Annotated in this window: 11 protein-coding genes; 6 read left to right on the top strand and 5 right to left on the bottom strand. The window is 62.2% G+C overall.

The annotated features are described in order from the left end of the window. Positions 1–74 precede the first annotated feature (74 nt). The 3 genes from BQ8482_RS28030 to BQ8482_RS28020 all read right to left on the bottom strand — a co-directional run bounded on the left by BQ8482_RS28030 (position 75) and on the right by BQ8482_RS28020 (position 3,718). Entirely contained in the window at positions 75–2,423 is a 2,349-nt protein-coding gene (locus BQ8482_RS28030; RefSeq protein WP_123150557.1) for a xanthine dehydrogenase family protein molybdopterin-binding subunit, read from the bottom strand. A gap of 106 nt (positions 2,424–2,529) precedes the next feature. Beyond that, positions 2,530–3,030, bottom strand: a complete 501-nt coding sequence (locus BQ8482_RS28025; protein ID WP_123150556.1) for a (2Fe-2S)-binding protein — start codon at positions 3,028–3,030, stop codon at positions 2,530–2,532. A 256-nt stretch (positions 3,031–3,286) separates the two neighbouring features. Then, on the bottom strand, positions 3,287–3,718 hold the full coding sequence (locus BQ8482_RS28020) for a DUF6841 family protein (RefSeq protein ID WP_123150555.1): 432 nt from the start codon (positions 3,716–3,718) through the stop codon (positions 3,287–3,289). A gap of 244 nt (positions 3,719–3,962) precedes the next feature. Between BQ8482_RS28020 and BQ8482_RS28015 the strand changes: the two genes are divergently transcribed. From BQ8482_RS28015 to BQ8482_RS28005, 3 genes are all read left to right on the top strand, one after another. Then, a complete protein-coding gene (locus BQ8482_RS28015) occupies positions 3,963–5,093 on the top strand; it encodes an FIST signal transduction protein (protein ID WP_244603001.1) in 1,131 nt (376 codons plus the stop codon). Between the two features lie 9 nt (positions 5,094–5,102). Further along, entirely contained in the window at positions 5,103–6,443 is a 1,341-nt protein-coding gene (locus tag BQ8482_RS28010; protein ID WP_123150553.1) for an ATP-binding response regulator, read from the top strand. Positions 6,444–6,529: 86 nt separating this feature from the next. Continuing rightward, complete coding sequence (locus BQ8482_RS28005; protein ID WP_123150552.1) at positions 6,530–7,291, top strand: hypothetical protein; 762 nt, start codon at positions 6,530–6,532, stop codon at positions 7,289–7,291. A gap of 64 nt (positions 7,292–7,355) precedes the next feature. On the opposite strand, the gene BQ8482_RS28000 is transcribed toward BQ8482_RS28005, so the two are convergent. Beyond that, a complete protein-coding gene (locus BQ8482_RS28000) occupies positions 7,356–8,039 on the bottom strand; it encodes a response regulator (protein ID WP_095521992.1) in 684 nt (227 codons plus the stop codon). A 157-nt stretch (positions 8,040–8,196) separates the two neighbouring features. Here BQ8482_RS28000 and maiA point away from each other — a divergent pair, with 157 nt between their 5' ends. Both maiA and BQ8482_RS27990 read left to right on the top strand, forming a co-directional pair. Beyond that, entirely contained in the window at positions 8,197–8,847 is a 651-nt protein-coding gene (maiA, locus tag BQ8482_RS27995) for a maleylacetoacetate isomerase (protein WP_123150551.1), read from the top strand. Positions 8,848–8,879: 32 nt separating this feature from the next. Continuing rightward, positions 8,880–9,920, top strand: coding sequence for a zinc-dependent alcohol dehydrogenase family protein (locus BQ8482_RS27990; RefSeq protein WP_123150550.1), 1,041 nt, complete (start codon positions 8,880–8,882; stop codon positions 9,918–9,920). Between the two features lie 170 nt (positions 9,921–10,090). Here BQ8482_RS27990 and BQ8482_RS27985 read toward each other — a convergent pair whose 3' ends face one another. After that, positions 10,091–10,954, bottom strand: a complete 864-nt coding sequence (locus tag BQ8482_RS27985) for a DMT family transporter (protein WP_123150549.1) — start codon at positions 10,952–10,954, stop codon at positions 10,091–10,093. 106 nt (positions 10,955–11,060) lie between these two features. Between BQ8482_RS27985 and BQ8482_RS27980 the strand changes: the two genes are divergently transcribed. Next, positions 11,061–12,464, top strand: coding sequence for an aminotransferase-like domain-containing protein (locus BQ8482_RS27980; protein WP_123150548.1), 1,404 nt, complete (start codon positions 11,061–11,063; stop codon positions 12,462–12,464). The last annotated feature ends 38 nt before the right edge of the window (positions 12,465–12,502 follow it).

Here is a 12,502-nt window from a genome sequence, read left to right as displayed (position 1 = left end):
AGCGAGTAGGGATTTTTACCCCGATGCACCGCTCTATCTCCCCTATTCGCTACTCCCTATTCGCTATTCGTTTGTCAGTGTTTCGTCGCCCGGATCGCTGCCCAGACCGTGGACGGCGATGCCGGCATGGCGATATCGGTGATGCCGATGGCGTCGGTGATGGCATTGATCACTGCCGGCGGTGAGCCGATGGCGCCGGCCTCGCCGCAGCCCTTGATGCCGAGCGGATTGCCCGGGCACGGCGTGTTCGAGGTCGAGACCTTGAACGACGGCAGATCGTCGGCGCGCGGCATGGTGTAGTCCATATAGCTCGCCGTCAAAAGCTGGCCGCTGGCGTCGTAGCGAGTGCCCTCCAGCAAGGCCTGGCCGATGCCCTGGGCGACGCCGCCATGCACCTGGCCTTCGACGATCATCGGATTGATGATGTTGCCGAAATCGTCGGCGGCGACGAACTGGACGATCTCGGTCACGCCGGTTTCCGGATCGATCTCGACCTCGCAGACATAGCAGCCGGCCGGGAAGGTGAAGTTTGACGGATCATAAAATGAGGTCTCCTTCAAACCCGGCTCCATGCCGCCAGGCAGGTTATGGGCGGTGTAGGCGGCGAGCGCCATCTGGAACCATGGGACGCTCTTGTCGGTGCCGGTGACCTTCAACGCACCGTTTTCGATGACGATGTCGCCCTCGTCGGCCTCGAGCAGATGTGCGGCGATCTTCTTGGCCTTGGCCTCGACCTTGTCGAGCGCCTTGGCGACGGCCGACATGCCGACGGCGCCCGAGCGCGAACCGTAGGTGCCCATGCCCATCTGCACCTTGTCGGTATCGCCATGGACGATCGAGACGCTGTCGATCGGCACGCCGAAGCGTTGATTGACCAGTTGCGCGAAAGTCGTCTCATGGCCCTGGCCATGGCTGTGCGAGCCGGTGAGCACCTCGATGGTTCCGGCGGCATTGACGCGCACCTCGGCCGACTCCCACAGGCCGACGCCGGCGCCGAGCGAGCCCACCGCCGCCGACGGCGCGAGACCGCAGGCCTCGATGTAACTGCTCATGCCGATGCCGCGCAGCTTGCCTCTGTCGGCGGCAGCGGCCTTGCGCTTGGCAAACCCGGCATAGTCGGATGCTGCCATCGCCGCGTCGAGCGAAGCGGCATAATCGCCGGCGTCATAATTCATGATGACCGGTGTCTGGTGCGGGAAAGAGGTGATGAAGTTCTTTCGGCGAAGTTCCGCCGGCGACACGCCCAGCTCGCGAGCGGCGGTCTCCATGGTGCGTTCGAGCAGATAGGTGGCCTCCGGCCGCCCTGCCCCGCGATAGGCGTCGACCGGCGCGGTGTTGGTGTAGACCGCGCGCACATTGGCGTGGATCGCCGGAATATCGTACTGGCCCGACAACAGCGTCGCATAGAGATAGGTCGGCACGCAGGACGAGAACAGCGACATGTAGGCGCCGAGATTGGCGATGGTGTCGACCTTCAGCCCGGTGATCCTGTTGTCCTTGTCGAAGGCCATTTCGACCGTCGAGACATGGTCACGGCCATGGGCGTCGGTGAGAAAGCTCTCGGTGCGGTCGGCGACCCATTTGACCGGCACGCCGGTTTTCTTCGAGGCCCAAAGGCAGATGATTTCTTCCGGATAGATGTAGATCTTCGAGCCGAAGCCGCCGCCGACATCCGGCGCGATGACGCGCAGCTTGTTTTCGGGAGCGACATTGTAGAAGGCGCTCATCACCAGGCGCGCAAGATGCGGGTTCTGCGAGGTCGTCCAGCACGTGTAGTGGTCCTCGGCCCTGTCGTAATAGCCTAGTGCCGCACGCGGCTCCATGGCGTTGGGCACCAGCCGGTTGTTGACGATCTTCATGCGGGTGACGTGGGCAGCGGCCTTGATTGCGGCGTTGGTCGCCGTGCTGTCGCCGAGCTCCCAGTCGAAAATCAGATTGTTATCGGCTTCCGGATGGATTTGGGGTGCACTCCTTTCGAGCGCCTTCGGAGCATCGACGACTGCCTTCAATTCCTTGTAGGTGATGTCGACTGCTTCGGCCGCGTCGCGCGCCTGGCCCTTGGTTTCGGCAACCACGACGACTACCGCGTCGCCGACATAGCGGACCCTGTCGAAGGCCAGCGGCGACCACGCCCCCATCTTCATCGGCGAGCCGTCCTTGGAATGGATCATCCAGCCGCAGATGATATTGCCGATGCCGTCGGCCTTGAGCTCCTTGCCGGTCAGCACGCCGATGACGCCCGGCATGGCCTGGGCCTTTTTGACATCGATCTTCTTGATCTCAGCATGCGCATGCGGGCTGCGCACGAAGGCCGCATGCTTCATGCCGGGAACCACTATGTCGTCGACATAGCGCCCCGCGCCGGTGATGAACCGCTTGTCTTCCTTGCGCGCTACACGAGCGCCAACACCTTCAATGCCCATCGCAGAAATTCCTCCCGAATTGCTGAAGTAGGTGAGTAGGGCAGTAAGGAAGTAGGATTTGAGCCAATTTTCCCTACTGCCTTACTGCCCTACTCCCTTACTGCCCTTATGCTGCTTGCTTCGCTTTCCCCCTCGCCCCCTTGGCCATCGTCTCCGATGCGGCGAGGATCGCCTTTACGATGTTGTGGTAGCCGGTGCAGCGGCAGATGTTGCCTTCGAGCTCGGCGCGCACCGTGGCCTCGTCGAGGCCTTCGGGGTGACGGTTAATCATGTCGGTCGCCGCCATGATCATGCCCGGCGTGCAGAAACCGCACTGCAGCCCGTGATGCTCCTTGAACGCCGCCTGCACCGGATGCAGATCGGCGCCGTCCGCCAACCCTTCGATCGTCACGACGCTCGACCCGGAGGCTTGCACCGCAAGCATCGTGCAGGATTTTACCGCCTTGCCGTCGACATGGATCACACAGGCGCCGCATTGCGAGGTGTCGCAGCCGACATGCGTCCCGGTCAGGCCGAGATTTTCCCTCAAGAAATGAACCAGAAGCGTACGGTCTTCGGCAGTGCCGCTGACCCGCTTTCCGTTCACCGTCAACGATATGTCCGACATGAAACCTCCCTGGGTGCTACCTTGGTCGTTCTGGCGTCGGTGGTGCCCGAGCCCTCCATCTGTCTGCTATTCTTATACCGCATAAGCACGGGGAAAAAGTGCCGCGGAATGCCGAGATTCGAGAATGCAGTTCGGCCGAAAATCCGCCTATTGTACTTTCGGTCACGCAAAGGCAGGGGAACGGCGCACGAAGCGAAAGACGATCGCCGTGCGCTGACACCTTCCGGCCATCAGCGTCCGGCTGGCCAAGCCGATTTCAGCCGACGCCGTGTTTTCTGAGAACCTCCTGCTCGTCGCCTGATACCCACCCAAATAGTTTAGGCTCTCCGCCCAGCTTCTGCACGAGGTAGTGGACGTCGAAATCGATCGTGACGTCCGGTTGGTCTTTGCGGGCATAGGTCGACGTCCAGGCGACGCGGGCAACGCAATGATGCCCGTCAATCGGCGAGATGCGAACATCGCGTATTCGCATCGCCTTCGTGCCGATCGCTCGATAGCGAGCATGGCCTTGTTCCATAACCTGCTTGAGTTGGTCGTCGTTCTTCCCGACCATGACGCCGGCAGGCGACGCTGCAATGAAGGCGGAGGCATAGACGGATGTGACTTCGTCCATGTTGGCATCGCCGGCGAGGGATTTCTCGAAAAGCTGCTCATACCTTTCGAATAGCTTCCTGACCTGCGCTTCCATGGATCACGCTACCTTCCGGTGCGGTTGTGGATTCGAAGTTTCTCAGCCCTGATGCCGTCAAAATAGCAGAAACTTCAAATCCATCATGTTGGCTCATTGCCAAAGCAGCACTTGAAGACAACAATGACTTCGACGCCGGCGCGCCAGGAGCACAAAAAAAGAGCCGCGCACAAAAAGAGCGTCGGAGGAAACGAGGAGGAAGCCGCTGGCCAGTTCAAGCACGCGCTATGCATGCGGCCTATCGGTGCTCACCACGGATGAGCCCGACGCCAATGTGTTCACCCAGGCGGTCGCGGCCGAAGCCGCAGCCATCGATGCCGGCTTCGCCCTGCTGTTTTTCTCCCAGAGCCTTGTCGATGCGGCGGCCCTGTCGGACGCGCTGAAGATCAACGCGCCGGCACTTGCCTATGCCGGCTGCTCCACCGCCGGCGAAATCACGCCGCGCGGTCTGGAGGAAGGCCAGATCCTCGCCTTGCTGCTTCCGTCAGCATCGTTTTCGGTCGCAAGCACCATGGTCGACAGTCTCTCTTCGTCGGGCATGGACAGGATCACCAGTGAAGTCGGGGCGCTGCGGCGCTCGCTGCAGGGCCGCGTCGGGTACGAACGGTCCAACACCACCTTCGCGCTCTGCTTCATCGACGGGCTGTCCTATGCCGAGGAAGCGGTGACCTCCGCCATCCATTGGGGGCTCGACGATATTCCACTGATCGGCGGGTCGGCCGGCGATGATCTGAAATTCGAGACGACGCGGCTGATCTCGAACGGCAAGGTTACCTCCGACAGCGCCATCATCGTGCTGATCACCACGGAAATTCCTTTCCACGTGTTCAAGACCGACAATTTCGTTCCCACCGACGAGAAACTCGTGGTGACCGCGTCCGATCCCGATCACCGCACCGTGCGCGAATTCAACGCCACCAATGCCGCCGAGGAATACGCCGCCTCGGTCGGTGTCATCCCGCAGATGCTGACGCCGCTGAGTTTTGCCTCGCACCCGGTGGTGGTGAAAGTGGGCGGCGAATTTTACTGCCGCTCGATCCAGAAGATGCACGCGGACGGCTCGCTGTCGTTCTTCTGCGCCATCGACGATGGCGTCGTCCTCTCCATCGCCCAGCCCAAGAACATGGTTGAATCGACACGTGCCGCCCTTAGGGATGTCGAGGAAAGGCTTGGCGGCATCGACATGATCCTCGGTTTCGACTGCGTGCTGCGCAGGCTCGATGCGCGCAACCGGCAGGTCTTTCGGGAGATTTCGGAACTTTACAAGGTCAACAACGTCATCGGCTTCGGCACCTATGGCGAACAGTACCGGTCGATGCATCTGAACCAGACGTTCACCGGCATCGCCTTCGGAGAGCGGCAGGCGGCGGAGTAGGAGGTTCTTATGCCGCTCAGAAACATCAACGACCTGGAAAAGCTGAAGAAGATCAACGCAGCCCTTGTCAGCCGCGTCGAGCGCTCGATGGACCAGCAGGCCAACGCGTTCTCGCTGTTCCAGACCGCGATTTCGCTCGAGAATCGAGTGCGTACGCGCACCGAGGAACTGCACTCGACACTGCGTAGATTGGAACAATCCAACATCGATCTCAGCGCGGCCAAGGAAAACGCCGAACTGGCGAACCTGTCCAAGACCAGGTTCCTGGCCGCCGCCAGCCACGACGTGCTGCAACCGCTGAACGCCGCGCATCTCTCCGTCTCGGCGCTGGCCGAGGTGCAGACCAGCGACGAGGGCAAAAAGCTGGTCCGGCAGGTCGAGCGGTCGCTGGAGACGATGGAGGATCTGCTCCGCACCCTGCTCGACATTTCCAAGCTCGACGCCGGCGTCGTGCAGCCCGATATCGGCGACGTCAGCCTGGAGATGCTGTTTTCGTCGCTGCGCTCGGATTTCCTGCCGGTCGCCGAGATGAAAGGCCTGACGCTAAAATTCCGGCCGGTCAGCGCCGTCGTGCGGTCGGACCGCACCTTGTTGCGCCGCATCCTGCAGAACATCCTTTCCAACGCGCTGCGCTACACCCGCTCCGGCGGCGTGCTGGTCGGCACCAGGCATCGCGGCGACACGATCCGCATCGATGTCGCCGATACCGGCTGCGGTATCCCCCACGACCAGCGCGAGGCCGTGTTCGAGGAATTCCACCGCGGCACGATCCCGACCGATGCCGGGCTTGCCGGCGGCGGCCTGGGATTGGGCCTGGCCATCGTGCGCCGCATCGCAGCCGCACTCGGCCATCCCGTGACGTTCTCGTCGAAGGTCGGGCACGGCACGATTTTCCATATCGACGTTCCGGTCGGGATCGGCGCCAGCGTCGATGCCATTGCCAGCACCGCCGACATGGAGCGGCCGCGCGGCTACGGTCTGTTCGGCACAAAGGTGCTGCTGGTCGAGAACGACGTCGAGGTGCTGCAGGCGATGACGTCCCTGCTCGAGCGCTGGCAATGCCTGGTGCGCCCCGCCACCTCGACCGATGCCGCGCTCGAGATGCTTGGCGATACGGACTGGGTGCCGGACATCGTCATAGCCGACCAACATCTCGACGGCGGCGATCTCGGCACCACGACTATCGCCGAGGTCCGCGATTATCTCAGCCGCGCCGTGCCGGCGCTGATCGTCACCGCCGACGGTTCGGAGACCGTTGCCAAAGTCGCCCGTGCGGCCGGCATCGAGCTGATGCGCAAGCCGCTGAAACCGGCGCAACTGCGCGCGCTGCTGGCGCATTTGCTGGCTTGATCTCTTCTCCCTAAACGACATTCGCAGAAGACCGCGAGCGAAAAGAAAAATGGTGCGCTGTCACCATGATACGAAGGTTTACATCTATGAGGTTTTCAGAGTTTCAGCCGCGCCATGTGCTCTGCCTCTTGGGGCGGCAAGGAAGATTTTTTGAGCTTTGTCGCTTAATTCAGTCGGCAATCGACAACTTCGCCCCCGGATTTGAGATTGATACAAAGTTTTCGCAGGAGGCGCCGGATGATCGCATGGCAGTGTCCTTTGATGTGTCTTGGGATCGTGTGCATGAGGGTGCACGGACTGAGAAGGATGAAGAGGCGGTACTTGAACATGGCTGCGTGATTTATGTGCTTGGTCCCCATATGGACGCAGAAAATGCCGTAGAGACGTCCGCGAATGCTCTTCGCCTAATCGTCCATGCACTAGACAACGGCGCTACCGCCGCGAAGGGAGAGAGTGCTGGCGTCGCGCACGGTGCCGCCCGGTGGAAGCAGCTTGGTCGCGATGCTGAACACCATAAGGAAGGCGTGGCTTTGGCTCGCCTCTGCCGCCTTGCCTTCAGCAGGCGGCCTTTAAGTGACGGAGAGTTCCTCTGCAGCGTCGGCTTCCACCTTATCGGGCTGCCAGAGGTTTTCGTGCCAAGGAGCCTCTCGGATGATGAACTGGTGCTCAGCTCTATAATTGACAGCATTGCCGAGGAGATATTCACTGAAGGCGTTGAGATGGTTTTAGCCCGCCACGGTGCGATGTTGCTACCAATCGACGAGTATGACGAACACGACTTCAAATATAATCCCTACGGTGCCATCTACCTGAGCCCTGGCATCAAACTGGATTCCCAAATCAATTGAGCCATGGAGGAGGGTAACGCTGATGCGCGCCGACGTGGTGTCATGAGTAACCGAGGGCTGCCCTTCAAAACCCCGCCTGGCCGCGAAACAGCTCGGCACTGTCGAGCTTCGAAACCTCGATGACGGCTTGCGTCCGGCTGTAGACGTTGAGCTTGCGCAGGATCTCGGAGACATGCGCCTTGACGGTGGTTTCGCCGACCTGCAGCTCGTAGGCGATCTGCTTGTTGAGCAAGCCCTGGCGCAGCATCTGCAGCACCCGCAATTGCTGCGGCGTCAGTTTGGCAAGGCGCTGCACCATCTCGGCGCGGTCGGTGCTGTCGGCGTCCGGCGGCTGGCCTTCATAGGTTTCAGGCACGTAGATCGCACCGTCCATCACCGAGCGGATGGCAGCGGCCAGATCGCTCTTGCGCGCCGATTTCGGGATGAAGCCGGCCGCGCCATAGGACAGCGCCTCGGAAATGATCTTGGGCTCCTCATGCCCCGAAACGATGACCACCGGCAGGCGCGGATAACGGGTCCGAAGCTGCAGCAGCCCGTCGAAGCCATGCACATCAGGCATGCTGAGGTCGAGCAGCGCGAGATCGAATGGCTTCGCATCCGCCAGAAGCTCAAATGCCTCGGTGATCGAACGCGCCTCGACAGTATCGACATCCGGATAGGCCATTTGCACAGCGCTGTGCAGCGCCTCGCGAAACAGCGGGTGGTCGTCGATGATCAGAAACCGGGCGCGATCGTTGACTGCGGTCATGGCGTTTCGTTTCATTTCAGGCAGGATAGAATAGCCCAGTGACCATGGCCAGATTATTGGCAAATAGTACATCGCCATCCCTGGCCGAAGGGCGGAGATGGCAATTTTGGGACCACCATGCCTTGCCCGGCCGTCCAAATCGGCCGAATGTACAGGAATGAGCGACCTCGTCCTGCATAACTACTACCGCTCCTCCACCTCCTACCGGGTGCGGATCGCGCTGGAGATGAAGGGCCTGACCTACCAATATGTGCCGCATCATCTGCGCCACGGCGAGCATCTGGAGCCCGCCTATCTCTCGGTCAATCCACAGGGGCTGGTGCCGGCGCTGATCCTCGGCGACGGCACGCTGCTGACGCAATCGCTGGCTATCATCGAATTTCTCGATGAGACCAGGCCCGAACTGCCGCTTTTGCCGAAGGGCGCGCTTGGCCGGGCCCGCGTCAGGATGCTGGCGCAGATGGTCGCCTGCGACATCCATCCGGTGAACAATCTGCGCGTGCTGACCTCGCTGCGCACGCTGTTCGGCGCCGGCGACGAGGACGTCGCCAACTGGTTCCGGCACTGGGTGAACGAAGGTTTCCAGCCGCTTGAAAAGATTTTGACTTCCTCGCCTGAAACCGGGACATTCTGCCATGGCGACACGCCGGGGCTGGCCGACATCTGCCTGGTCGCACAGGTCACCAGCAATGCCCGTTTCGGCGTCGACATGACGCCCTACCCGACGATCACACGCATCCACGCCGCCTGCATGGCGCTGCCGGCCTTCCAAAAGGCGGCTCCGGAGAACCAGATCGATGCCGAATAGAGCGAGTTGGATTAAACCATGAGGAATTGCCGATGAAAGCCGTTGTCTTCGAAAAGTTCGGCGAGGTGCCGACGATCCAGACCGTTGCCGATCCGGAGCCGGCACTGGGCGGCGTTGTCATCAAGGTCGAGGCGACCGGGCTCTGCCGCAGCGACTGGCACGGCTGGATGGGCCATGACGATGGTATCCGCCTGCCGCATGTGCCTGGCCACGAGCTTGCCGGCGTCGTCGTGGCCGCCGGCACGCAGGTGACCCGCTGGAAGGCCGGCGAGCGTGTCACTGTGCCGTTCGCCGTCGGCTGCGGCCGTTGCTTCGAATGCAGCTCCGGCAACCATCAGGTCTGCGAACACCAGTCCCAGCCCGGCTTCACCGCCTGGGGCTCGTTCGCCGAATTTGTCGCCATCGACCATGCCGACACCAATCTGGTCCGCTTGCCAGACGAGATGGAATTCGCCACCGCCGCCAGCCTTGGCTGCCGCTTCGTCACCTCGTTCCGCGCCATTGTCGACCAGGGCCGGGTGACGCCCGGCGAATGGGTGGCCGTGCATGGCTGCGGCGGCGTCGGCCTGTCGGCGATCATGATCGCCAGCGCCATGGGCGCCAACGTGATTGCCATAGACCTGACCGACGAGAAGCTGGACTTCGCCAGCAAGATCGGCGCGGTGGCGACGATCAACGCCGCGAAGACGCCGAACGTGGTCAAGGCGGTCAAGCAGATCACCAATGGCGGCGCGCATATGTCGATGGACGCGCTCGGCCATCCGACGACCTCGTTCAACTCGATCGCGAACCTGCGCCGGCGCGGCCGCCATGTGCAGGTCGGGCTGATGCTCGGCGATCACGCCAGGCCGCAGATCCCGATGGACAAGGTGATCGCCTTCGAGCTCGAAATCCGCGGCAGCCACGGCATGCAGGCCCACCGCTACCAGGCGATGATGGAGATGATCCGCACCGGCAAGCTGAAGCCCGAGTTGCTGGTCGGCAAGCGGATCAGCCTCGAAGAGGCGCCGGCCGCGCTGATGGCGATGGGCGGCTTCGAAGGCATCGGCATCGGGGTGGTGACCAGGTTCTAGCCAAGTCGGCTCTCCCTTCTCCCCCTGTGGGAGAAGGTGGCCGCGAAGCGGTCGGATGAGGGGTGTTCCAGCTTGGCACGAGGGCGTTCCGGCCAGCACCCCTCAACCGTCTTGGCGCTGCGCGCCAATCCACCTTCTCCCACAAGGGGAGAAGGAAGAAGGGCCGGCGCCTATCCCGCATATCTCTTCGCACCGACCACGCAAAGCACGACGGCAGCAGTGACGGCAATCATGGCGGGACTGACCGGCTCGTGCAGCAGCGTTGCCGCCAGCCCAAGGCCGAAGAACGGCTGGAGAAGCTGCAACTGCCCGACCGCAGCGATGCCGCCTTGCGCCAGCCCGCGATACCAGAACACAAAACCGATCAGCATGCTGAACAGCGAGACATAGGCCAGGCCGATCCAGGCGGCGTTGCCGACATTTTCGAGCGACGGTGGCATGGTGATGAGCGTCAGGGCCAGCATGACCGGCAGCGACAACACCAGCGCCCATGAGATCACCTGCCAGCCGCCGAGTTTGCGGGACAGCGTTGCTCCTTCCGCATAGCCCAATCCGCACAGGATAATTGCGGCCAGCATCAGCATGTCGCCAAGCGGCGATGCCGTCACACCTTGCGTCACCGCAAAGCCGGCAACAAGGGCGCTGCCAAGGCACGAAAACAGCCAGAAAGCCGGTTTGGGGCGATCGCCGCCGCGGATGACGCCGAAGATCGCGGTCGCCAGCGGCAACAGGCCGACGAAGATGATGGAATGGGCCGAGGTGATGTGCTTGAGCGCCAACGCGGTCAGCAGCGGAAAGCCGACCACGACGCCAAGCGCCACGATGGCCAACGACAGCAGATCGCGCCGCTCCGGACGCTTCTGGCGAAAAGTGAGCAGGAGCGCGAGGCCGAGAATGCCTGCCGTGGCAGCACGGGCGACGGTTAGGAACGCCGGATCGAAATCCATGACAGCGACGCGCGTTGCCGGAAGCGATCCGCTGAAAATCAGCACGCCTACGAATCCGTTGATCCAGCCGCCCGCCGTCTTGTCCATCGCACGCTCCTGATGTTCTCGCCCTCTATCGGGCCGGACATGTGGCGCCACCAGAGACAATGAGGTACAGTTTGATAAAACTGTCATGGTAGATTGAGCAGTACGGATGGACGAGCAGGCGACGGCAAATGGGGGCAGCGGGACGCTTGTCGAAAGTGTCATGGCGACGATCAGGCACAGGATCGCCGCACGCAGCCTGACACCGGGAACCCGGCTGCCTTCGATCCGGGCTTTCGCGAAGACCATGCAGGTTTCCAAATCCACCGTGGTCGAGGCCTATGAACGTCTTGCGGCGGAAGGCATCATCCGCTCTCGTCCAGGTTCGGGTTTTTACGCCGCCGGACCGCTGGCTCCCTTGTCGCTGGCCGAGATCGGCCCCAGGCTTGATCGAGCTGTCGATCCGCTCTGGGTTTCGCGCCAGTCGCTGGAGGCCGGCGACGGCGTGCTCAAACCCGGCTGCGGCTGGCTGCCTGCCTCGTGGATGCCGGAGGCTGCGTTGCGCCGGGCCCTGCGGACAATGGCACGCGGCGATGATGTCACGCTGACGGATTACGGCACCCCGCTCGGGCTGCCGCCGCTGCGTCATCTGCTCGCACGGCGCATGGCAGAGCACGGCATCGAGGCATCTCCCGACCAGATCATGCTGACGGAATCGGGCACCCAGGCCATCGACCTCCTCTGCCGGTTCCTGCTCGAGCCGGGCGACACAGTGCTGGTGGACGATCCCTGCTATTTCAACTTCCATGCCCTGCTGCGCGCTCACCGGGCCAAGGTGGTCGGCGTTCCCTATACGCCGTCGGGACCGGATATCGAGCTGTTTGGGCAGGCGCTGATCGAGCACCGGCCGCGCCTCTACATCACCAATTCTGCGCTTCACAATCCAACGGGTGCAATTCTGTCGCCGGTCGTCGCCCATCGATTGCTCAAGCTCGCCGACCAATCGGATCTGACGATCATCGAAGACGATATCTTTGCCGACTTCGAACACACGCCCGCGCCCAGGCTGGCGGCGTTCGACGGTCTTGGTCGCGTCGTCCATATCGGCAGCTTTTCCAAGACGCTTTCGGCGTCGGTGCGCTGCGGCTTCATCGCGGCTCCGCATGACTGGATGGAAGGGCTGACCGACCTCAAGATCGCCACGTCCTTCGGCAGCGGCAGGCTTGCCTCCGAACTGGTGCTGACGCTGCTGAAGGACGGCAGCTATCGCAAGCACGTGGATTTGCTGCGCACGCGGCTTTCACGCGCCATGGCTGAGACAAGCACCCGCCTGAAGGCGATCGGGATCGTGCCGTGGATCGACCGGCCGACCGGCATGTTTTTATGGTGCAGCCTGCCGGAAGGCGTGGATGCAGCGGAAACAGCCCGCCGCGCCTTGTCGGCCAATGTCGTGCTGGCGCCCGGCAATGCGTTCAGCCTGTCCCAAACTGCCAGCCGTTTCCTGCGCTTCAACGCCGCGCAGTCGGCAGACGAGAGAATCTTCAGGACGCTTGAAGAGGCAATGTCGCGTTGATTTTCGCTGTCACGAAGATGCAGGCCCTGGCGCTTCGC

It is taken from the genome of Mesorhizobium delmotii (assembly GCF_900149755.1).
Classification (GTDB): domain Bacteria; phylum Pseudomonadota; class Alphaproteobacteria; order Rhizobiales; family Rhizobiaceae; genus Mesorhizobium; species Mesorhizobium delmotii.
Note: the sequence above shows the minus strand (reverse complement) of the source record. Positions and strands in the feature narration are given on the sequence as shown.